This window comes from Streptomyces melanosporofaciens (genome assembly GCF_900105695.1).
GTDB lineage: Bacteria > Actinomycetota > Actinomycetes > Streptomycetales > Streptomycetaceae > Streptomyces > Streptomyces antimycoticus.
The window spans coordinates 861,745-883,187 of sequence record NZ_FNST01000002.1 but is presented as its reverse complement, the minus strand read 5'-3'; the positions used below and the strand labels follow the sequence as shown (position 1 = coordinate 883,187).

21 protein-coding genes are annotated in these 21,443 nt (G+C 72.0%); 16 read left to right on the top strand and 5 right to left on the bottom strand.

Annotation, left to right across the window (positions count from 1 at the left end):
* Positions 1 to 44 precede the first annotated feature (44 nt).
* The gene (locus BLV72_RS06560) at positions 45 to 1,145 is read left to right on the top strand and encodes an LLM class flavin-dependent oxidoreductase (protein ID WP_244321376.1); all 1,101 of its coding nucleotides are present in this window, start codon (positions 45 to 47) and stop codon (positions 1,143 to 1,145) included.
* On the opposite strand, the gene BLV72_RS06555 is transcribed toward BLV72_RS06560, so the two are convergent.
* Positions 1,098 to 2,306, bottom strand: coding sequence for a TerD family protein (locus tag BLV72_RS06555; RefSeq protein ID WP_093470211.1), 1,209 nt, complete (start codon positions 2,304 to 2,306; stop codon positions 1,098 to 1,100). The genes BLV72_RS06560 and BLV72_RS06555 overlap by 48 nt on opposite strands.
* 214 nt (positions 2,307 to 2,520) lie before the next feature.
* Here BLV72_RS06555 and BLV72_RS06550 point away from each other — a divergent pair, with 214 nt between their 5' ends.
* Entirely contained in the window at positions 2,521 to 3,354 is an 834-nt protein-coding gene (locus BLV72_RS06550) for a YwqG family protein (RefSeq protein ID WP_093470210.1), read from the top strand.
* 123 nt (positions 3,355 to 3,477) lie between these two features.
* Entirely contained in the window at positions 3,478 to 4,389 is a 912-nt protein-coding gene (locus BLV72_RS06545; protein WP_093460891.1) for an NAD-dependent epimerase/dehydratase family protein, read from the top strand.
* On the opposite strand, the gene BLV72_RS06540 is transcribed toward BLV72_RS06545, so the two are convergent.
* A complete protein-coding gene (locus BLV72_RS06540) occupies positions 4,327 to 5,265 on the bottom strand; it encodes a DMT family transporter (protein WP_093460889.1) in 939 nt (312 codons plus the stop codon). The genes BLV72_RS06545 and BLV72_RS06540 overlap by 63 nt on opposite strands.
* A 144-nt stretch (positions 5,266 to 5,409) precedes the next feature.
* Here BLV72_RS06540 and BLV72_RS06535 point away from each other — a divergent pair, with 144 nt between their 5' ends.
* The 4 genes from BLV72_RS06535 (at position 5,410) to BLV72_RS06520 (ending at position 8,509) form a co-directional block, all read left to right on the top strand.
* On the top strand, positions 5,410 to 5,982 hold the full coding sequence (locus BLV72_RS06535; protein WP_093460888.1) for a TetR/AcrR family transcriptional regulator: 573 nt from the start codon (positions 5,410 to 5,412) through the stop codon (positions 5,980 to 5,982).
* A gap of 78 nt (positions 5,983 to 6,060) precedes the next feature.
* The gene (locus BLV72_RS06530) at positions 6,061 to 6,510 is read left to right on the top strand and encodes a MarR family winged helix-turn-helix transcriptional regulator (protein ID WP_093470209.1); all 450 of its coding nucleotides are present in this window, start codon (positions 6,061 to 6,063) and stop codon (positions 6,508 to 6,510) included.
* Positions 6,507 to 7,952: an MFS transporter gene (locus BLV72_RS06525; RefSeq protein WP_093460886.1), complete on the top strand. Its 1,446-nt coding sequence runs from the start codon at positions 6,507 to 6,509 to the stop codon at positions 7,950 to 7,952. Before BLV72_RS06530 ends, BLV72_RS06525 begins: the two co-directional genes overlap by 4 nt.
* A complete protein-coding gene (locus BLV72_RS06520) occupies positions 7,952 to 8,509 on the top strand; it encodes a cysteine hydrolase family protein (RefSeq protein ID WP_425288356.1) in 558 nt (185 codons plus the stop codon). Before BLV72_RS06525 ends, BLV72_RS06520 begins: the two co-directional genes overlap by 1 nt.
* Positions 8,510 to 8,551: 42 nt before the next feature.
* On the opposite strand, the gene BLV72_RS06515 is transcribed toward BLV72_RS06520, so the two are convergent.
* Positions 8,552 to 9,694: an FAD-dependent oxidoreductase gene (locus BLV72_RS06515; protein WP_093460884.1), complete on the bottom strand. Its 1,143-nt coding sequence runs from the start codon at positions 9,692 to 9,694 to the stop codon at positions 8,552 to 8,554.
* 133 nt (positions 9,695 to 9,827) lie between these two features.
* Here BLV72_RS06515 and BLV72_RS06510 point away from each other — a divergent pair, with 133 nt between their 5' ends.
* Positions 9,828 to 10,580, top strand: a complete 753-nt coding sequence (locus BLV72_RS06510) for a TetR/AcrR family transcriptional regulator (protein ID WP_093460883.1) — start codon at positions 9,828 to 9,830, stop codon at positions 10,578 to 10,580.
* Between the two features lie 47 nt (positions 10,581 to 10,627).
* Here the strand turns inward: BLV72_RS06510 and BLV72_RS06505 are convergent, their stop codons facing one another.
* Positions 10,628 to 11,437, bottom strand: a complete 810-nt coding sequence (locus BLV72_RS06505; RefSeq protein WP_093460882.1) for an NAD-dependent epimerase/dehydratase family protein — start codon at positions 11,435 to 11,437, stop codon at positions 10,628 to 10,630.
* Positions 11,438 to 11,730: 293 nt separating this feature from the next.
* Between BLV72_RS06505 and BLV72_RS06500 the strand changes: the two genes are divergently transcribed.
* The 3 genes from BLV72_RS06500 to BLV72_RS06490 all read left to right on the top strand — a co-directional run bounded on the left by BLV72_RS06500 (position 11,731) and on the right by BLV72_RS06490 (position 15,246).
* Positions 11,731 to 12,672: a 5-dehydro-4-deoxyglucarate dehydratase gene (locus BLV72_RS06500; RefSeq protein WP_093460880.1), complete on the top strand. Its 942-nt coding sequence runs from the start codon at positions 11,731 to 11,733 to the stop codon at positions 12,670 to 12,672.
* The gene (locus tag BLV72_RS06495; RefSeq protein WP_093460879.1) at positions 12,669 to 13,868 is read left to right on the top strand and encodes a hypothetical protein; all 1,200 of its coding nucleotides are present in this window, start codon (positions 12,669 to 12,671) and stop codon (positions 13,866 to 13,868) included. Before BLV72_RS06500 ends, BLV72_RS06495 begins: the two co-directional genes overlap by 4 nt.
* A 202-nt stretch (positions 13,869 to 14,070) precedes the next feature.
* Entirely contained in the window at positions 14,071 to 15,246 is a 1,176-nt protein-coding gene (locus BLV72_RS06490) for an MFS transporter (RefSeq protein ID WP_093460877.1), read from the top strand.
* On the opposite strand, the gene BLV72_RS06485 is transcribed toward BLV72_RS06490, so the two are convergent.
* Entirely contained in the window at positions 15,197 to 15,811 is a 615-nt protein-coding gene (locus BLV72_RS06485) for a kinase (RefSeq protein WP_244320682.1), read from the bottom strand. The two genes, BLV72_RS06490 and BLV72_RS06485, sit on opposite strands and share 50 nt — an antisense overlap.
* Before the next feature lie 173 nt (positions 15,812 to 15,984).
* Between BLV72_RS06485 and BLV72_RS06480 the strand changes: the two genes are divergently transcribed.
* The 5 genes from BLV72_RS06480 (at position 15,985) to BLV72_RS06460 (ending at position 21,380) form a co-directional block, all read left to right on the top strand.
* Positions 15,985 to 16,698: a GntR family transcriptional regulator gene (locus BLV72_RS06480; RefSeq protein ID WP_093460876.1), complete on the top strand. Its 714-nt coding sequence runs from the start codon at positions 15,985 to 15,987 to the stop codon at positions 16,696 to 16,698.
* Positions 16,699 to 16,777: 79 nt separating this feature from the next.
* Positions 16,778 to 17,680: a dihydrodipicolinate synthase family protein gene (locus BLV72_RS06475; RefSeq protein ID WP_093460874.1), complete on the top strand. Its 903-nt coding sequence runs from the start codon at positions 16,778 to 16,780 to the stop codon at positions 17,678 to 17,680.
* Entirely contained in the window at positions 17,677 to 19,440 is a 1,764-nt protein-coding gene (gene araD / locus BLV72_RS06470; RefSeq protein ID WP_093460873.1) for an L-arabinonate dehydratase, read from the top strand. The genes BLV72_RS06475 and araD overlap by 4 nt, the downstream gene beginning before the upstream one ends.
* Before the next feature lie 117 nt (positions 19,441 to 19,557).
* Positions 19,558 to 20,484 carry a carbohydrate ABC transporter permease gene (locus BLV72_RS06465; protein WP_093460871.1) on the top strand — a complete coding sequence of 309 codons (927 nt, stop codon included), beginning with the start codon at positions 19,558 to 19,560 and terminating at the stop codon, positions 20,482 to 20,484.
* Positions 20,481 to 21,380, top strand: a complete 900-nt coding sequence (locus BLV72_RS06460) for a carbohydrate ABC transporter permease (protein WP_093460870.1) — start codon at positions 20,481 to 20,483, stop codon at positions 21,378 to 21,380. Before BLV72_RS06465 ends, BLV72_RS06460 begins: the two co-directional genes overlap by 4 nt.
* Positions 21,381 to 21,443 lie beyond the last annotated feature (63 nt).

Sequence of the window (21,443 nt, the reverse complement as noted above, 5' to 3'; positions counted from 1 at the left end):
GGCCGGGGGGAATCCTCCCGGCCGGGGGATGCGTTGACGTGGGGGTGACCTCACGCCTGCGCACCACCCCCTTCTCCATCCTGGACCGCTCCCGCACCCGCCAGGGCCGGGAGCGGTCGCAGGCGCTGCGCGACACCGTACGGTTCGCCCAGCAGGCCGAGGCCCTGGGCTATCACCGCTTCTGGGTCTCCGAGCACCACAGCGTGCCCGGCGTCGCCGGTTCGGCGCCCACGGTGCTGGCGTCCGCCGTCGCGGCGGCGACGGTCCGCATCCGGGTGGGCACGGGCGGGGTGATGCTGCCGAACCACCGCCCGCTGGTCGTCGCGGAGCAGTTCGGGGTGCTCGAATCCCTCTTCCCGGGCCGGATCGACATGGGCCTGGGCCGCTCCGTCGGCTTCACCGACGGTATCCGCCGCGCCCTGGGCACCGAGAAGGACGCCGCGCAGGACTTCGGCGCCCAACTGGACGAGCTGCTCGGCTGGTTCACCGGCGAGCAAGGCGCCTACCCCCAGGTGCACGCCCACCCGGCGGAGGGGCTGCGGCCGCCCGTCTTCGTCCTGGCCACCGGCGCGGGCGCGGATGTGGCGGCGCGGGCCGGGCTGTCCCTGGTGATCGGCGATCTGCGGGGCCGGGACGAGATGCTGCGCGCGATCGACCGCTACCGCGCGGGCTTCCGCCCCTCGGCGTGGTCCTCCGCCCCGTATGTCGTCGTCTCGGGCAATGTCGCGGTCGCCGGCACGGCGGAGGAGGCCCGCAGGCTGCTGCTCCCCGAGGCATGGGCGATGGCCTACTCCCGCACCCACGGCGTCTTCCCGCCGCTGGCCCCGGCTGCGGAGATCGAGGCCCGGGAGATGACCGAGAAGGAGCGCGGCTTCTACGAGCGGGGCCTGCGCGGCCAGTTGTACGGCACGGAGGACGAGGTCGCCGCCGCGCTCGACGAGCTGATCGAGCGCAGCGACGCCGACGAGGTGCTGGTCACCACGAGCACCTACGACCGCGAGGCCCTGCTGGATTCGTACCGGCGCCTGGCCCGCGTGGCCGGGCTGTCGGGCGACCTCGACCCCGTCTCTGTCCCCGGCTCCGGTCCCGGCCGGGTGTCAGAGGGCCTTCCCGGCGGGCTTGGCCATGCCGCGCACGGTGCGTGAGTCCACGTACTCACCCATCGCGGTCATCTCCCACTCGCCCGAGAACTGCTTGATCAGCTTCGCCATCATCACACCCGTGCGCGGCTCGGCGTGGGTGAGGTCGAAGCGGACCAGCTCCTCGCCGGACTGGGCGTCGAGCAGGCGGCAGTACGCCTTGGCCACATCGGTGAACTTCTGGCCGGAGAAGGAGTTGACCGTGAAGACCAGGCCGGTGACCTCGGGCGGGAGGCCGCCGAGGTGGACGGTGATGGACTCGTCGTCGCCTCCGCCCTCACCGGTGAGGTTGTCGCCGGAGTGCTGAATGGCGCCGTTGAGGATGGCCAGCTTGCCGAAGAAGCAGGCGTCGATCTTCTTGCGGTCGACACCGAAGGCGATCACGGACGCGTCCAGGTCGATGTCCTTGCCGCGGAAGGCGGGCTCCCAGCCCAGGCCCATCTTCACTGAGCTGAGCAACGGACGGCCGCCCTTGACCAGCGACACCGTCTGGTTCTTCTGCAGGCTGACGCGGCCCTTGTCCAGGTTGATCTTCCCGCTGGCCGGGGCCGGTGCGGCGGCGGGCGGCGCGGCAGGGGCGGCGGCCGGCGGGGCGGCCGGCATAGGCGGCGGGGGCTGGAAACCGGCGGGCGGGCCGCTCGGCGGGGCCGGCGCCTGGGCGGCGGGGGCGGCGGGCTCCTCGACCGACACCCCGAAGTCGGTGGCGATGCCCGCCAGGCCGTTGGCATACCCCTGCCCGACCGCGCGCACCTTCCACGCCCCATTGCGCCGGTAGACCTCCACGATCACCAGCGCGGTCTCGCTGCCCAGCTGCGGCGGGGTGAAGGAGGCGATCACCGCGCCGTCGTCGGCGCCGCGCACGGTGGCGGTCGGCTCGGTGCCCGCGAACGTCGCCCCGGGCGCGTCCAGACTCGCGGTCACCACGATCTTCTCGATGTCGGCGGGGACGGCGGCGGTGTCCACGGTGATGGTGTCGCCCGCGCCCGCCGCACCGGCGCGATGGGTCACCCCGGGTCCTGCGGGCTGGTTGTAGAAGACGAAGTCGTCGTCGGAGCGCACCTTGCCGTTGGCGGTGAGCAGCAGGCCCGATACGTCGAGCCGCACCGGAGCGGTGACGTCAACCGCCACGCGCGCGACGGAGAGGGGGAGGTTCGAGCCGGGTGTCATAGCGGTCATGCCCGGGGTAACGAACGTCCCCGCTTTACGGTTCCTTGACCTGCGTCTGACTTCCGTCAAGACTCGCCCCGCGGGGCTCGGCCTGAGGTCGCCCGTGAGCTGCCTCGACGTGGCCGGGCCGTACCCCCCGACGTGCTCGGGCCCCGGTCGCCCTGTCCCAGTCGCCCCGGTCCGGCTGTCGGTGGCCCCCGCCATCATGGTCCGCATGAGGACCGAGCCCGACGCGCTGCACACCCTGGCCCGCACCCACCTGCCCGCCGACCTCGCCGCCCGCTGGACCGGGCTGCTGCGCCCGGCCGCCCACCTCCGCCCGGCCGGGGCGGCCGATCCGGTCGTCGGCCGGCTCGGTGGGCTGCCCCGGCTGCCCGAGGGCACGGACTGGCCGGTGTGGGAGGGGCACGGGCCGTTGGGTTTCGTCGCGGAACTGGACTGCGCCGCACTGCCTGGCGGGGAGCTGGACATACCGCTGCCCGCCGACGGCCGCCTGGCCTTCTTCTACTACGGCGACGAGGACGACGACGCGCTGGTCGACACCGCCGACCCGGACACCTGGGCCGGTGCCCGCGTGCTCCACCTCCCGCCCGCGTCCGCCGACGCGCCCGTACGGCCCGCACCGGCCGGTCTCACCCCCTACCCGGAGCTGCCGCTGACCGTCCGTATGGCCCCGAGCGCCCCCGACTTCGATCTGCCCGCGCTGACCGCCGCGTGCGGCGAGGACGCGTTTCCGGACGCGTTCGAGAGGGCGATATGGGACCACCAGAGCGGCGTGGCCCATCAGATCGGCGGCCATGCCCAGGCCGTTCAGGGCGCGGTGGAGGTCGTGGTGGCCCATGGCGCGCTGGGCGGACGGGATGTGTCGTGGGAGGACCCACGGCTGGACGAGGAGGCGGGGCGCTGGGTGCTCCTCGCGCAGTTCGACTCCGACGAGGACGCGGACATGATGTGGGGCGACTGCGGCGCGCTGTACTGGCTGATCCGCCCCGACGACCTCGCCGCGGGCCGCTTCGAGAAGGCCATGTGCACCTGGCAGTGCTGCTGACGGCCTTTGCCGCCCCGGCAAAACCCGTTGGGGATCCGTCGGGTGCCGATCGATTCTGCGGACTGATCCCGTCAGGGCGGCCGACCCCTCAGGGAGGCCGACCGGTCAGAAAGGCACCCACCCATGCATGTCTTCGTCACCGGCGCGAGCGGCTACATCGGCGGCACCGTCGCCGTCCGCCTGCTCCGGGCAGGCCACCACGTCAGTGGGCTGACCCGCGATCAGGCCAAGGCCGGGCAGCTCGCCCGGCTGGGCATCGAGCCGGTGGTGGGTTCGCTCGACGACGCGGACCTCCTCGCGGCGCGGGCCCGCCGCGCCGACGCCGTGGTCAACGCGGCCGACAGCGACCACCGCGCGGCCGTGGAGACGCTCATCGCCGCCCTGGCCGGATCGGGCAAGGCGCTGATCCACACCAGCGGCTCCAGCACGGTCGGCATCGGCACGGAGGGCGAGGCGTCGGAGGCGGTTCACGACGAGGGCCTCCTGGACCCGGGATCGGCCTGGGAGCCCGACCACCCCGTCCGGGCGGCCCGGGTCGCCAACGACCGCCTGGTGCTCGGCGCGGCCGAGCGGGAGGTGCGGTCGGCGGTGCTGTGCGACAGCCTGATCTACGGACAGGGGCGGGGCCCGGGCCGGGACAGCGTCCTGATCGCCGCACTGGTGCGGCAGGCCCGCGCCGGTGGAGTGGTCCGCCAGGTCGGCCCCGGCCGCAACATCTGGTCCACCGTCCATGTCGACGACGTCGCCGACCTCTACCTCCTCGCGCTGGAGAAGACACCCCCGGGCGCCTTCTACTTCGTGGAGAACGGAGAGGAGTCGTTCGGCGCGATCGCCGAGGCCGTCGCCCGCTCCCTCGGCCTGCCCGGCCCCCGCCCCTGGGACCCCGACGCGCCGGACAACGTCTGGGACCCTCAGTTCGCCCGGCACGCCCTGGGCTCCAACAGCCGCGTACGGGCGCGCCGCGCCCGCGACCTACTCGGCTGGGACCCGCGACACCGCTCGATCACGGACTGGATCCTCCGCGAGCTGCGCTGACCGATCCGGGCTGCGGCGCACGGTGGCGGCCGTCACGCCGATCACGCACACCGCCATGCCCGCGAGGGCGGTCCATCCGGGGGCGTCCCCGAACATCGCGTAGGCCCACACCAGCGTGGTCGGGGGCGTGAGGTAGATCAGCGCGCTGGTGCCGGTGACGCCGTTGCGGCGCAGGCTCAACCAGTAGAAGCCGTAGCCGCCGACCGTGGAGAGCAGCACCGTCCAGACCACCGCGGCCCAGAAGCCCCCGCCCGCCGGGGGCGCGGCATGGCCCCCGGCGAGGGCGACCCCGGTGAACAGCACGGCACTGATGAGGCAGTGAAGCGGTATGGCGTCCACGGGGGCGAGCGGCGCCCGCGCCCTGCGTTCGAGGAAGCTCGCGGCCAGCAGCGCCGCCATGGCGGCGAAGGGCAGCCCGTACGCCCAGGCCGGCGCGGCGGCCGGACCCGCCGACAGATCGCCCTGGACGACGAGCGCGACCCCGCCGAGCCCGATGGCCAGCCCAGCCCACTGGCGCGGGCTGACCGTCTCCCCGAGCAGCCGCCCGGCCAGCGCGCCCGCCGCGAGCGGCTGCAACGCGGCGATCAGCGCGGCGGTGCCGGACGGCACGCCGAGCCCGACCGCCCAGACGATCCCGCCGAGATAGCCGCCCTGCGAGAGCGCGCCGATCGCCGCCTGCTCGGCCAGGGCGCGTGGGCGCAGTCGGCGGCGCCTGAACAGCGCCCAGGCGCCCCCCAAGATCGCCGCCGCGGCGAGGAAGCGCCACATCAGCAGGGTGTCGGCGGGGGCCTCCCGGGTGCCGAGCTCGGCTCCGATGAAGCCGGAACTCCACATCACGACGAGGCCGATGGAGGTGACGGCGGCGCTGACGGGCATGGGATGTCCTCGCTCTGGTTGGGGTCCGGGGTCTGAGGTCTGGATCTGGGGTCTGCTCCGGGTATACCGATCTGTTTAGTCCCTCATCCACTAGACTAAACAGATCGGTATACACGTCAACCCCGACCCGGAGGTGATCACGGCATGGAAGCGCCCACGGGAGTGCTCACCCCCGCCGCGCGCCGCATCCTCGACACCGCGGCCGAGCTGTTCTACGGGCAGGGGATCAACGCGGTCGGTGTGGATCTGATCGCCAAGCGCTCCGGCGTCACCAAGAAGACGCTGTACGACCGCTTCGGCTCCAAGGAGGCCCTGGTCGCCGCGTATCTGCGGGAGCGCGATGAGCGGTGGCGGGCATGGCTCACCGCCGAGGTCGAGAAGTCGCCCCCGGCGGACCGCGCCCTGGCCACGTTCGACGCGCTCGCGCTGTGGGTGGCCCGTGAGAACCCCCGCGGCTGCGGTTTCGTGAACGCGGCGGCCGAACTGCCGGACGCCGGGCACCCGGCCCGGCAGGTGATCGCCGACCAGAAGCGATGGCTGCGCGGATATCTGCGGCAGCTCTGCGAGGAGGCGGGCGTGACGGCCCCCGACGAGCTGGCGGACGAACTGCTGCTGCTCCACGAGGGCGCCACGGTGCTGAACGGACTGTCGGTGGTCGCGGACGCGGTCGGCATCGCGCGGCGGCTGGCCCTGCGGGCGCTGGAGCGGGCCAGGTAATGGCACAGTCGAATTACACAGCCCAGCCTGTCCAGTTCAAACTGGACAGGCTGGACTGAAGAAATTACCGTGACGGGCATGGCAGAGACCCCTGGCGGCATGTCCGCGTCCGCCGTGCGCGCCGCGCATGAGATCCGTGTGGTGATTGGCCGACTGCGGCGGCGGTTCAGGGAGACGTACGACAACGAGGGGCTCACCCCCTCGCAGACGTCCGTGCTCAGCAGGCTCAGCAAGGAGGGCCCCGCCTCGACCAGCGCCCTGGCGGCGGCCGAGCGGGTACGGCCGCAGTCGATGGCGGCCACGCTCGCCGTGCTGGAGGAGCGCGGGCTGATCCAGCGGCGCCCCGATCCCCATGACGGGCGGCGGCAACTGGTCTCGACGAGCGACACCGGCAGCGCGTACCTGGACGACAAGCGGCGGGCGGGCGAGGAATGGCTCGCCCAGGCCCTGGAGAGCGGCTATACGGAAGCGGAACGGAAGACCATCCTCGAGGCGCTGGCCCTGCTGGACCAGCTCAGCCGCGCATGATCGAGCGGCTCACCCGACGCAAGACCGAAACCGCCGCGCGGGGCGCCTTCGACCGTAAGCTCCTCGCGCCGATGATGCTGGGTTCGATCCTGAACCCGGTCAACTCCTCCATCATCTCCGTGTCGTTGGTGCCGATCGGCGCCGCGTTCGGGGCGCCGCCGTCGCAGACGGCCTGGCTGGTCTCGGCGCTCTATCTGGCCACCGCGATAGGCCAGCCGGTCGTGGGCCGGCTGATCGATCTCTTCGGGCCGCGCCGTCTCTTCCTCGCCGGGGCCACGCTGACCGGGATCGCCGGGCTGATCGGTCTGCTGGCCCCGAACATGGGGGCGCTGATCGTCTCGCGGGTGGTGCTCGGGTTCGGCACCTGCGCGGGCTATCCGGCGGCGATGTCCCTGATCCGCAGCGAGGCCCGGCGGACCGGCCAGGACAGCCCCGCCGGAATCCTCGCCACGCTCGCGGTCGCGAGCCAGACCGTCGCGGTCATCGGACCACCCCTGGGCGGAGTACTGATCGGGCTGGGCGGCTGGCGCAGCACGTTCGCCGTCAACATCCCCCTCGCGGTGGCCGGTCTGCTCCTCGGCGCCCGGCGGCTGCCCAAGGCGCCCCGGGAGGCGCGCGCGGCGAAGGAGATCCGGCTGGACCTGCCGGGGATGGCGCTGTTCGCCGCGATGCTCGTCTCGCTGCTGCTCTTCCTGATGGAGCCCCGGGCCGACCGCTGGTATCTGCCCGTGCTGATGGTGGTGGCGGCGGCCGGGTTCGCGGTGCGGGAACTGCGGGGGGCGGAGCCGTTCATCGATCTGCGGGTGTTCGGCGGCAACGCACCCCTGCTGCTCACCTATGCCCGCGCCCTCCTCGTCTCCGTCGTCTCGTACGTCTTCCTGTACGGCTACACCCAGTGGCTCCAGGACGGCCGGGGACTGACGGCCTCGCAGGCAGGCCTCGCCCAACTGCCGATGTTCCTCACCGGGATCGCGGTGTCCACCCTCACCGGCCGCCGCACCGCCGTGCGCGGCAAGCTGCTCGTGGGCGCCGTGGGGCAGATCGCCGGCTGCTCGCTGCTGCTTCTGCTCCAGCCGCACAGCGCGGTGGGGCTGCTGATCACCGTCGCGCTCGTCTTCGGCGTACCGCAGGGGCTGATCAACCTCGCGCTGCAGAACGCGGTGTACCACCAGGCCGATCCGGAGCGCATGGGCTCCTCGGCGGGGCTGCTCCGTACCTTCCTCTACCTCGGCGCGATGGTCGCCTCCAGCGCCAACGGCGCCTTCTTCGGCGCCCGCGCCGACACCGGCGGGCTGCACGGCCTGGCCTGGTTCATGCTCGCCGTCACCGGCCTGTTCCTGGCGCTGACGGCCGTGGACCGCTCGCTCGGCCGTATCGGAGCCGACGCTTCTTCCTCCGGCGCTTCCTCCTCCGCTCGACAACCGCAGCAGCGAAAGGCTTGATGAACGTGAACAACACCGCTCTGCTCGTGATGGACGTCCAAGAGGGCATCGTGGCCCGGGTCCAGGACCCCGACTACGTGCCGCGCGTGAGCCGGGCGATCGACGCCGCCCGTAGTGCCGGAATCCCTGTCGTGTACGTCGTCATCGGCTTCCGGTCCGGCCGTCCCGAGGCGTCGGCCCGCAACAAGGTGTTCACCACCCTGCCGCCTGGTCTCTACACCGAGGACGACCCCAAGATCGTCATCCACGACGGTGTCACGCCCCGGCCGGGCGAGGTCGTGGTCACCAAACGGCGGGTCAGCGCGTTCGCCGGCAGCGACCTGGATGTGGTGCTGCGGTCCGGCGACATCACCCACCTCGTCCTGACCGGCGTCGCGACCGGCGGCGTCGTCCTGTCCACGCTGCGGCAGGCCGCCGACCTCGACTTCCGGCTCACGGTGCTGTCCGACGCCTGCTACGACCCGGACCCGGAGATCCACCGGCTGCTCATCGAGAAGGTGTTCCCGTCGCAGGCCGAGGTGACGACGGTGGGGGAGTGGGCGGAGGCGACGGGCTGAGCTGAGCGAAGGGACTGAGCGGCGCCGTCTCGCGCCGGTGGCTCAGGGGGTCGGTTCGCCTTCGGTCAGCATGGCGAGGAGGGTATGGGGTGCGTTCTCGCCGGACATGAGGTCGTGGAGGCGGTCGGCTTCGGTGGCCTCCCCGGCGCTGCGGGGGAACATCGCCTGCTCGTATGCGGTGAGCGCGGCCTCGATGTCGTCGGGGTGCGCGGCGAGGGCCGTGCCGAGTTCGGCGCCGTCCTGCATGGCCAGGTTGGCGCCTTCGCCGTTGGGGGCCGCGAGGTGGGCGGCGTCGCCGACCAGGGTCACCCCCGGCACCCGGTCCCAGCGGTGCCCGACCGGCAATGTGTGGTGGGGGCGCAGGACCGGCGCGGTGTCGCTGTCGGTGATCAGCGCGGTGAGTTCCGGTGCCCAGCCGTCCAACTCCCGCGCTATCCGTGCGGTGGCCACGGTGGGGTCGGTGAAGTCGATGGCGGCGAACCAGTCCAGCGGCATGGGCAGCACCAGGTAGGTGTGAAGGGTCTCGCCGCTCTCCCGGTGAGCCCCGATCCACTTGCCGTTCCCGCTCGGTTCGATCGCGAACATCGACCCGCCGCCGACCGCCTTCGCGGCGGCCGGATGCCGGGTGTCGGCGCCGAACAGGTAGGTCTCGACGAACGACCGGCCGACGTATGCGGGTGTGGCGTCGGAGAGCAGCGGCCGGACCCGCGACCACGCGCCGTCCGCGCCGACCAGCAGGCTGGTGGCGACGGTGCTGCCGTCGGCGAAGGTCACCTCATGGCGGCCCTCGCCGAGGGCGCGGGTGCCGCTGACCTTGTGGCCCCACCGGACGGTCCCGGCCGGGAGGGAGTCGAGCAGGATCTGCCGGAGTTCGCCGCGCTGTACCTCGGGGCGTCCGCCCGTGCCGTCGTCGGCCTTGTCGAGCAGGACGGTCCCGTCCCGGTCGAGGACCCGCATGGCCTGGCGGCCCTCCAGGACGATGCCGCGGAACTCGTCCATCAGACCGGCCGCCCGCAGGGCCAGTTGACCGTTGTAGTCGTGGATGTCGAGCATCCCGCCCTGGGCGCGAGCCATCGGTGAGGGCTCCGCCTCGTAGACGGTGGCCGGGATGCCGTGGACATGCAGGACGCGGGCCAGGGTGAGGCCGCCGAGTCCGGCGCCGATGATCGTGACGGGAGTGCGCATCGTGGCTCCTTCGGGATCGAGGCCGCCTCCGCCCGGTGCGGGTGTCCCTGGGCAGACCTCTCTGGTACGCCGTTCCAGGCTGGTATGGCGTTCCAATATTGGAACAACGCTCCAGGCATGTCAAAATCGCGGCATGGCAACGCGGACGCGCCGGTCACAGCGGCGCACAGAGGCGCTCTCCCGGGAGCGCATCGTCGAGGCCGCCGTCGAGCTGCTCGACGCGGCCGGTGAGGGCGGGCTGACGTTCCGGGCGCTGACCGAGCGCCTCGCCACCGGGCCCGGGGCGATCTATTGGCATGTGGCGAACAAGAGCGAGCTGCTCGACGCCGTGACCGACGCGGTCGTGGCCGCCGCTCTGGCCATCGAGCCCGCGGAGTCCGCCGAGCCCGCGGAGTCCGCCGAGCCCGCGGACTCGCCGCGGGAGAAGATCCGCGCTGTCGCGCTCGGCCTGTTCGACGCGATCGACGAACACCCGTGGCTCGCCGCACAGCTCACCGCACAGCTCTCCCGCAGCCCCTGGGGGTCGGTGACGCCGCGGATCTTCGAAAGCATCGGCCGGCAGGTCCGTGCGCTGGGCGGGACCGAGAGCAGCCAGTTCACGGCGGCCTCCGCTTTGGTGCACTACATCCTCGGCGCGGCCGGCCAGAACGCCGCGAACGGCCGCGGTCTGGGGCCCGACGTGGACCGCGGCGAGTTCCTCGACGCAGCGTCGAGGGCATGGCAGGAGCTCGATCCCGACGACTATCCGTTCACCCGGGCCGTCGCGGAGCAGATGCGCGAGCACGACGACCGCGAGCAGTTCCTCGCCGGGGTCGATCTTGTCCTTACCGGCATCACCGCACTCCACCTGTCCGGCGGACAGGCGGGCACCTCACCCGTCAGCTGAGCCGGGTGAGGTGACGTTGAGTTAGGGTCCGGGGCCGCCGGGCGGTGTCAGCGGGGCCAGATGGGCGGGTTGGTGCAGAACGCGCCGCCGAGGTTCTCATGGTCGGGGTTGCCCGGCTCCAGCTCGCCCTGTTCGGCGATCAGCTTCGCGGCGTACGGCTCGGAGTCGTCCTGGGGCTCGTATCCCAGGGCGCGGGCCGAGGAGAGGTCCCACCACAGGCGGGTGTTGGCCGAGCTGCCGTAGACCGCGGTGTAGCCCACGTTCTCCGCCGTAAGGGCGGCGTGGAGCAGCCGGGCGCCGTCCGCCGGGCTCATCCAGATCGACAGCATGCGGACCGTCGTCGGCTCGGGGAAGCAGGAGCCGATGCGGATGGCGACCGTCTCGATGTCGTACTTGTCCCAGTAGAACGAGGCCAGGTCCTCGCCGAACGACTTCGACACCCCGTAGAAGGTGTCGGGGCGGCGCGGGGTGTCGAGCGGGATGAGCGGGTCGTCCCCGACCGGACGCGGGGTGAAGCCCACGGCGTGGTTGCTGGAGGCGAAGACGACGCGGCGGACGCCCGCCTCGCGAGCCGCCTCGTACAGGTTGTACGTGCCCTCGATATTGGCCCGCAGGATCTTCTCGAATGGGGCTTCCAGGGAGATGCCCGCGAGATGGATGATCGCGTCGACGCCCCGCGCGGCCTCGCGCAGGGCGTCCCGGTCGGACAGATCCGCGGTGATCGCGTCCGGCTCGCCCTCGATGGGGAGCTGGTCGAGGAGCCGTAGCTGGTATCCGTACGGCGGCAGCAGCTCGCGCATCAATGTGCCCATGCCGCCTGCGGCGCCGGTGAGGAGGACGGTGCGGGGAGCGGGCATGGGCGGATCTCCTCCATGGGGGGAATCACATATGGGGTTTTTATATGTGGTTTTTATTCATGTATGCGATTCAGATTCATGGCCACCGTAAGGATCGCCGCAGGAGCCGTCAAGGGTGGCGCGGTGCCGTGGAATTCATCGCCGGGTGAGGGGTGTCACCCCGTTGGCGCCCTTGACCGGTGACCGATGGCTGCCTTACGGTGAGCGTGTTCACGAATGTAGATGACGATCAGAAACGTGCACACTGCGTCGGTGGGTGACGGCGGGTCGGTGTACACGACAGGGAGAAGCCCGTGACCTCAGCTTCACTCGCCGAGCGCCTTGACGGACTGCTGTTCTTCCCCGTGACCGCCTACGGTCCCGATGGTGCCCTGGACCTGGAGATCTACCGCGCGCATGTCCGCGCCGGGATCGAAGCGGGGGCGGGCGCCGTCTTCGCGTGCTGCGGCACGGGCGAGTTCCACGCCCTGACGCCCGAGGAGTTCCACGACTGCGTCGTGGCCGCCGTGGAGGAGTCCGCCGGGCGGGTCCCGGTGGTCGCGGGCGCCGGGTACGGGACCGCGCTGGCGATCCAGTACGCCAAGCTGGCCGAGCGGGCCGGTGCGGATGGGCTGCTCGCCATGCCGCCGTATCTGGTCGTGGCCGATCAGGAGGGGCTGATCCGCCACTACAGCGCCCTCGCCGGCGCGACCGACCTCGACATCATCGTCTATCAGCGGGACAACGCCGTCCTGGCCCCGGAGTCCGTGGCCCGGCTCGCCAAGGTACCCGGCGTCATCGGCCTCAAGGACGGCCTCGGCGACCTCGACCTGATGCAGCGCATCGTCAGCGCGGTGCGGGCGGGCGCCCCCGACGAGGACTTCCGCTACTTCAACGGGCTGCCGACGGCCGAGCTGACCGGCCTCGCCTACCGCGGCATCGGCGTGACGCTCTACTCCTCCGCCGTCTTCTGCTTCGTTCCCGAGCTCGCCCTCGCCTTCCACAAGGCGCTCATGACGGGCGACGACGAGACCGTCAACAAGCTGCTCGACGGCTTCTACCGGCCGCTGGTCGAGCTCCGCAACCAGGGCCGCGGCTATGCGGTGTCGCTGGTCAAGGCAGGCGTCCGGTTGCGCGGGCTGGACGTGGGCGAGGTGCGCCCGCCGCTGAGCGAGCCCAGCCCCGCCCACGTCAAGGAACTGGCCGATCTGATCGAGCGGGGCATGGCGCTGGTCGGGGACGGGGAGGCGCGGTGAGGGCCTCCGCCTTCGTCTACCCCTGGGACGTCGTCGGAGACCCGGACGCCGCGCGCCGCATCGCCGATCTCGGCGTCCAGCAGGTGACGCTGGCCTCCGCCTACCACTCCACCCGGGCCCTGACCCCGCGTCACCCCGACCACCGCATCGTCACCGCCCGCCACGCGGCCGTGCTCTACCCGCCGGACGCCGAGCGCTGGCAGGGGCGCGAGCTGCGCCCGTACGAGCAGTCGTGGGTGCCGGGCGACGACCCGTACGGCGAGGCGGCAGCCGCCCTGGCCGACGCCGGTCTCGAGGTCCACGCCTGGGTGGTGCTCGCGCACAACACCCGGCTGGGCGAGGAGCATCCGCGGATCTGCGTGCGCAACGCCTATGGCGACCGCTACCCGTGGGCGCCGTGCATCGCCCGCCCCGAGGTGCGCGCCTATCTGGTGGACCTGGCCGCCGAGGCGGCCGTACGGCCGGGCACCCGCGGCACCGAGCTGGAGTCCTGCGGCTGGTACGGGCTGGCCCATCTGCATGCCCACGACAAGATCGGTGGGGTGCCGCTGGGCGGCGCCGGCCAGTATCTGATGTCGCTGTGCTTCTGCGAGAGCTGCGGCGCGGGCTATGCGGAACTCGGGGCCGACGCCGAGGAGCTGCGCCAGGCGGTCGTGCGCGCCCTGCGGCCGGTGTGGGCGGGCGAGACGACCGCGGACGGCGGTGACCGCGCGGGGGAGTGGGCCGAGGTCGAGAAGCTGCTCGGCGCCGACCACGCCGCCGTCTTCGCGACCTGGCGCAACCGGATCGCCGGCAGTCTGCGGGGTGAGGCCGTGGCCGCCGTAAGGAGCGCGGCGGAAGCGGACTTCCGGGTTCTGCTGCACGCCGACCCGGCCCCGCACCGGCTCGGCGCCAACGTCGGCGTGGACCCGGCCGATGTGCTGGCCCAGGCCGACGGAGTCGTGCTGCCTTGCACAGGCGGCGAGGCAGCGCGCTCCGCGGTCCTGCCGCCGTTCGTCCCGCACCGGACCGAACGGACCGTGCTCGCCGCCAACTTCACGGTGGTGGCGGGGATGGGCGGCAGCCCGGCGACGTTGGCCGAGGACGCGGCCCACGCGGTGGAGCTGGGCGCCGACGAACTCCGTCTGTATCACGCGGGTCTGGCCTCGGACCAGGACCTCGCGGCCGTCCGCACGGCGCTTGCCGAGCTGAGCTGAGCCAGGGCTGAGCCCGGGCCCGAGCTGCCCTGAACCGAGCATTGAACTGGGCTGAGCCCTGAGGCCCGGCCCGGGGCCCGCCCATGTGGCGGGTTTCCGGGACGGGTCGGCGGATTATCGGAAGCGCGACACCCGGTGGCATCGCCACGATCGAGGGGTGTCGACGCAACGGACCACCTCACACCGCAGAGCCATCGCGCTGATGTCCCTGGGCCACGCCTGCGTGGACATCTACCAGGGAGCGGTGGCCGCGCTGGTGCCGTTCTTCGTCTCCGAGCGGGCCTACAGCTACGCCGCCGCCTCCGGTGTCGTGCTGGCGGCCTCGCTGCTGTCGTCCGTGGTGCAGCCGTTGTTCGGGGCGCTCACCGACCGGTGGGCCATGCCGTGGCTGCTGCCGGTGAGCACGCTGGTGGGCGGGGCGGGCGTGGCGCTGAGCGGGATCACCGGCTCCTATGCGCTGACCCTGGTGGTGGTCGCCGTCTCCGGGATCGGCGTCGCCGCGTACCACCCCGAGGCCGCCCGGGTGGCCCGGCTCGCCAGCCGGGGCAGCCATACCGCGATGAGCTGGTTCTCCCTCGGCGGCAACATCGGCTTCGCCGCCGCGCCGCTCGCGGTCGCCGCCGTCATCGCCACCGGCGGTCTGCGCGCCTCCCCGCTGCTGGCCGTCCCCGCCGTCGCCGGTGCCGCCCTGTGCGCGGCCACGCTACGGGCGCTCAGGGCCCCCGGCGCGGCGACCGGGGCCGCGCGGGCCGGCCGTGGGGGAGAGGGCAGGGACGACTGGTCCTCCTTCCTCCGGTTGTCCGGGGCCATCATGTGCCGCTCGATCGTCTTCGTCGGACTGAGCGCGTTCATCTCGCTGTATGTGCGCGAGCGCGTCGGCGGAGGCGAACTGGCAGGGACGGCCGCCCTGTTCGTGCTCTACCTCGGCGGCGCGGCGGGCACGGTGGCCGGAGGCGGACTCGCCGCCCGTTACGGCCGTATCCCGGTCGTCCAGTGGTCGTACGCCCTGACCGTGCTCGCCGTCGCGGGCGTCGTCCTCGTCTCCGGCCCGGCGCTCTACCTCTGTGTGGCGCTCGCCTCGGCCGGGCTGTACGTGCCCTTCTCCCTGCACATCACGCTCGGCCAGGACTATCTGCCCCGCCGCGTGGGCACCGCGAGCGGCGTCACCCTGGGGCTCACCGTCAGCGTCGGCGGCCTCGCGAGCCCTCTCATCGGCGCCCTCGCCGACGCCACGACCCTGCGCACCGCCCTCGCCCCCCTGATCGCCCTCCCCGCCCTCGGCTGGCTCCTCCTGCGCACCCTGCGCGAGCCCGCCCTCCCCGAAGCCCTCACCGCCCACCCCCACCCGGCGGAAGCCGAGGCGCCCGAGCGGGCGTAGGGGCGGCAGACGGCGGTTCTTGGGCCTCGGCGCCGTCGGTCTCGGGCGCCGCCGCCCACCCCACGTCCCGCAGCACCCGTTCCACCGTCTGATCCAGCGCGCTCGTCGCCGGGATCACCGTCTCGGCCCCGCCCGGCAGCAGGTCCAGCGGCCGGTACCAGCCGCGCATCTCCGGCTCGCCGTACTGGTCCGCCTGCGGCTTCGTGGCGTGCCGCCGCAGCGTCTCGGCGAACGGGACGTCGAGGTAGTAGCCGTGGGTGCGGCCCAGGTGGTCGCGGCGCAGGGCGTCCAGCATCGGGCCGTAGTGCGCGGCGCAGAGGATGCCCTCGACGACGACGTGGAAGCCGTGGTCGAGGGCATAGCGGGCCACGGTGCCGATGAGGCCGATGTTCGCCGCGTCCGGGGTGTCCCGCTCCCGCAGTACGACCCGGCGCAGATTGTCCTGGCCCACCAGCGCGAGGCCGCGTCCGTAACGGGCGCGCAGCTCGGCGGCGACGGAGGACTTGCCGGACGCGGAGTTGCCGCGCAGCACGATCAGCCGCGTCGTCGCGGAACCCACCCTCATCCGGGCCACGCTAGCGGCATCGGCGGCGAGTCGCGGGGCGTGTGCGGGCGATTGCCCGCCGTGTGCGAATTTTTGCCGCAACCGTTGACGAACCCCTGGGGCCGCCCTAACTTCATCGCGTCGTACTTCATACGTCATATATGAGACGCGCTATGTGAGATCTGAGAGCAGCCATGGACATCGCCCCGAGCCCGATCCCCTCCCGCACCCAGTACGTGCAGGAGGCGGTCAAGCACGCGATCCTCACGGGGCGGCTGCGCCCCGGGCAGGCGCTGGTGGAGGCCGAGTTGGCCGCGCAGTTCGGGGTCTCCAAGACGCCCGTGAGGGAGGCGCTCAAGACTCTCGCGGGGCGGGGGCTCGTGGTGATGAGCGAGTACAAGGGGGCCACCGTCAGGACCGTGGACACCGCGATGGCGCACGCCGTCTACGATGTGCGGCTGCTCCTGGAGCCCGAGGCGCTGCGCCGGACCGTCGCCGCGCGGGCCGGGCTGGAGACCGCCGGGGCCGCGCTGGAGCGGTCGGACGCGGCCGACGATCCGGCCGGGCGGTCGCTGGCCAACCGCGACTTCCACCGGGCGCTCTATCTGCCCTGCGGCAACCCCCTGCTGACCCGGATGCTCGACGAACTCCGGGACCAGGCCGCGCTGGTGTCCGCCGTCGCCTGGCAGGCGGTGCCCTCCTGGGAGCAGGAGGCGCTCGAGCACCGGGAGATCCTGGCCCGCGCGCTCGACGGCGACGCCGACGGGGCGGCCCGCGCCCTGCACGACCACATCGCCTCCTTCGTCCGGCGCGCCTTCCCCGGCCGGGATTCTCCGGACGGGGAGTCCCCGGACCGGGATTCTCCGAACGGGGAGTCCCCCGGCGGGGAGTCCCCGGACCGGGGGTAGCGCCCGGCGGCCCCAGTCGCCGACCCCAGCACCATCCGAACAGCCCGCCCGATGCCGAACATCGAGAGAAAGGGTTCGTATGGACTACTCACCGCTGAGGACGGCGCTCGCGGATGTCGTGGCGATCCCGGTGACTCCGTACGACGCCGACGGCGCCGTGGACCGCGCCGCCTACCGCGCCCTGCTGCGCCGGCTCCTCGACGGCGGGGTCAAGGCCGTCACCCCGAACGGCAACACCGGGGAGTTCTACGCCCTCACCCTCGAAGAGCGGCGGATGGTCACCGAGTTGACCGTCGAGGAGGCCGCCGGGCGGGCCGCCGTCCTCGTCGGCGTCGGCCATGACGCGGCCACCGCCGTCGAGGCCGCCCGCCACGCCCGCTCGGCCGGGGCCGAGATGGTGATGGTCCATCAGCCGGTGCATCCCTACGTCGCCCAGGACGGCTGGATCGACTACCACCGCACCATCGCCGAGGCCGTCCCCGAGCTGGGCGTGGTGCCGTATCTGCGCAATCCGCTGATCGAGGGCGCGGCCATTGCCCGGCTCGGCGAGGAGTGCCCCCAGGTCATCGGGGTCAAGTACGCGGTCCACGACGCCACCCGCTTCGCCGCCGTGGCGCGCGATGCCGGGCTGGACCGGTTCGTCTGGGTGGCCGGGCTCGCCGAGCTGTACGCGCCCGCCTACTGGGCGGTCGGCGCCACCGGCTTCACCTCGGGCCTGGTCAATGTGGCCCCCAACGTCTCGCTCAACATGTTGGGAGCGCTGCGCGCGGGGGACTATCCGGGCGCGATGAAGGTGTGGGAACAGATCCGGCGGTTCGAGGACCTCAGAGCCGAGCGGCAGTCCGCCAACAACGTCACGGTCGTCAAGGAAGCGCTGGCCGCGATGGGTCTGTGCCGCCGCGATGTGCGCGCCCCGAGCAAGCCGCTGCCCGAGCCGAGACGCGCGGAAGTCGCCGCGATCGTCGAGGGGTGGTCGATATGAGCACCCTGCGAAGGGCCGGTACGAGCGCTTCGCCGAGACCGCGCAAGCGCCCCGAGGAGCTGCGCAGCCACCAGTGGTACGGCGCCGAGGGCCTGCGCTCCTTCAGCCACCGGGCCCGCACCCGCCAGCTCGGCTATCTCCCCGAGGAGCACCTGGGCAAGCCGGTCATCGCGATCCTCAACACCTGGAGCGATATCAACCCCTGCCATGTGCACCTGCGCGACCGTGCCCAGGCGGTCAAGCGCGGGGTCTGGCAGGCGGGCGGCTTCCCCCTGGAGTTCCCGGTCTCCACGCTCTCCGAGACGTTCCAGAAGCCCACCCCGATGCTCTACCGCAACCTCCTCGCCATGGAGACCGAGGAGCTCTGCCGCTCCTATCCGGTCGACGGCGCCGTGCTGCTGGGCGGCTGCGACAAGTCCACCCCGGCGCTGCTGATGGGCGCGGCCAGCGCGGACCTTCCGGCCGTCTTCGTCCCGGCCGGGCCGATGCTGCCGGGGCACTGGCGCAATGAGGTGCTGGGCTCGGGCACCGACATGTGGAAGTACTGGGACGACAAGCGGGCCGGGCTGATCGGCGACTGCGAGCTGTCCGAGCTGGAGCAGGGGCTGGCCCGTTCGCCCGGCCACTGCATGACGATGGGCACCGCCTCCACGCTGACGGCCGCCGCCGAGGCGCTGGGCGTGACCGTGCCCGGCGCCTCGTCCATCCCGGCCGTGGACTCCGGGCACGACCGGATGGCCGCCGCCTCCGGATTACGCGTGGTCGAGCTGGTCCGGCAGGACCTCAGGCTCTCGGAGATCCTCACCCGGGAGGCATACGAGGACGCGGTCGCGACCGTGCTCGCCCTCGGCGGCTCCACCAACGCGGTGATCCATCTGATCGCCATGGCGGGCCGGTCCGGGGTGCGGCTCACCCTCGACGACTTCGACCGCATCGCCCGTACCGTCCCCGTACTGGCCGATCTGCGGCCCGGCGGCCGGTATCTGATGGAGGACTTCCACTTCGCCGGCGGGCTCCCGGGCTTCCTCTCCCGGCTGACGGACGTTCTGCACCTGGACCGCCCCACCGTCGCCCACCCCACGCTGCGCGAACAGCTCGACGGCGCCATGGTGCACAACCCCGAGGTGATCCGGCCCCGCGACAACCCGCTGGCCGAGGAGGGCGGGGTGGCGGTGCTGCGCGGCAATCTGTGCCCCGACGGCGCGGTCATCAAGCACATCGCGGCCGAGCCCCGGCTGCTCCAGCACACCGGCCCCGCCGTGGTCTTCGACGACTACAGGACGATGCAGGCCACCATCAACGACCCCGCCCTCGGCATCACCGAGGACAGTGTGCTGGTGCTGCGCAACGCCGGTCCGCTCGGCGGCCCCGGAATGCCCGAGTACGGGATGCTGCCGATCCCCGGCCATCTGCTCGAGCAGGGGGTGCGGGACATGGTGCGGATCTCCGACGCCCGGATGAGCGGCACCAGTTACGGGGCCTGTGTGCTGCACATCGCGCCCGAGTCGTATGTCGGCGGCCCGCTCGCGCTCGTCCGCGACGGCGATCAGATCACTCTCGACGTGGCGGCGCGGGTGCTGCGGCTGGAGGTGGACGACGCCGAGCTGGCGCGGCGCAGGGCGGGGTGGATTGCCCCGCCGCCCCGCTTCGAGCGCGGCTACGGCGCGCTCTACCAGGAGCAGATGACCCAGGCCGACACCGGCTGCGACTTCCGCTTCCTGGCCCGCCCCGGGGCGGTGCCCGAACCCTACGCGGGCTGACGCCTCTCTTCGGCGCCACATTTTTTTGTACGAGATACCGAACGACATTCGGTAAGCGCTTCACGGAAGCGCTTCACCGGCCCGTACCCCGTTGACTCCGAGAACGGAGAAGCAGTCATGGCCGACGCCGTGGCGAAACCGCCCCGGGTCACCCGGCGCCGTACCGGAGGACCGGCCCGCCGCCTCCCGTATCTGCTGATCGCCCCCGCCGGGCTGCTGATGCTGGGCTTCATCGCCTATCCGATGCTCAGCGTCCTCTACTACAGCCTGCGGAACTACAACGTCACCAAGCCCTGGCGGAACGGCTACGCGGGCTTCGACAACTTCACCCGGATCCTCACCGACGACCCGCAGTTCTGGGACACGCTCGTCTTCAGCGGCAAATGGGTCGTCACCGAGGTGCTGCTGCAGCTCCTGCTCGGCCTCGCGCTCGCCCTGCTGGTCCACCAGACCTTCCTCGGCCGAGGCCTCGCCCGCGCCCTGGTCTTCTCGCCCTGGGCCGTGTCCGGGGTGCTGACCACCACCATCTGGATGCTGCTCTACAACCCCTCGACCGGCATCAGCCGCTATCTCGCGGACGCCGGGATCGGCGGCTACGGCACCTCGGTGCTCTCCGACACCGGCACCGTCTTCTGGGCCGCCGTCGTCGCCGAACTCTGGCGCGGCGTCCCGTTCTTCGCGATCCTCATCCTCGCCGACCTCCAGTCCATCCCCCAGGACCTCTACGAGGCGGCCTCGGTCGACGGCGCGGGCCGGGCGCGGCGGTTCTTCCACATCACCCTGCCGCATCTGAAGGACGCGATCATCCTCTCCACGCTGCTGCGCGGCGTATGGGAGTTCAACAACGTCGATCTGCTCTACACCCTCACCGGCGGCGGACCGGCCGGGCAGACCACCACCCTTCCGCTGTACGTCGCCAACACCGGGATCAACGGCCATGACTTCGGCTACGCCTCCGCGCTGACCACCGTCGCCTTCGTGATCCTCCTCTTCTGCTCGATCCTCTATCTGCGCCTGAGCAAGTTCGGAGGCGAGACCAAGTGACCGCCGCACTCGCCGAACAGGGCACCCGGCCCGCGCCCGCGGCCACCCCGCCGCCCGCCGCCCGCGGGAGGCGCCGGCGCGGGCTCGACCGGGGCGTACCGCGCTGGCAGATCTATCTGCCGCTGTGCCTGTATCTGCTGTTCACCCTCGTTCCCTTCTACTGGATGCTGCTGTTCGCGCTGCGCCCCGCGGGCTCGACCGCGCTGGTGCCCTGGCCGATCACCGGTGAGCACTTCCAGAAGGTGTGGAACGAGCGCAGCTTCGGGATCTTCTTCCAGAACAGCATGATCGTCGGCGTCGCCTCGCTGGTGATGACGACGGCGGTCGCGCTGGCCGGCGGCTACGCCCTCGCGCGCTTCGACTTCCGGATCAAAAAGGGCTTCATGCTGGCGCTGCTGGCCTCGCAGTTCATCCCGGGCGCGCTGATGCTGGTGCCGCTCTTCGAGATCTTCAAGAACCTGCAGATGATCAACTCGCTGGGGAGCGTGGTCATCGCGGAGACGGTCTTCCAGCTCCCCCTGTCGATCATCCTCATCAGCGGCTTCATCAAGAACGTGCCGGTGTCGCTCGAGGAACAGGCATGGGTCGACGGCTGCGGCCGCTTCCGGGCCTTCTGCGCGGTGGTGCTGCCGCTGCTGCGCCCCGGGCTGATCGCGGTCGGCTCCTTCGCCTTCGTCCACAGCTGGAACCACTTCCTGTTCGCGCTGATGTTCCTCAGCTCCCAGGACAAACAGACCATCCCGGTCGGCCTCAACACCCTCATCGGCGCGGACAGCGTCGACCTGGGCGCGCTCGCGGCGGGCGGGGTGATCGCCGCGGTGCCCGTCGTCATCGTCTTCGCCTTCATCCAGAAATGGCTGATCACCGGCTTCAGCGCGGGGGCGGTCAAGGGCTGACCGAAACGGTCGGCGGCACAACGTATGCGGCGGCACAACGTACGCGGACAAGGAGGTCCGAGC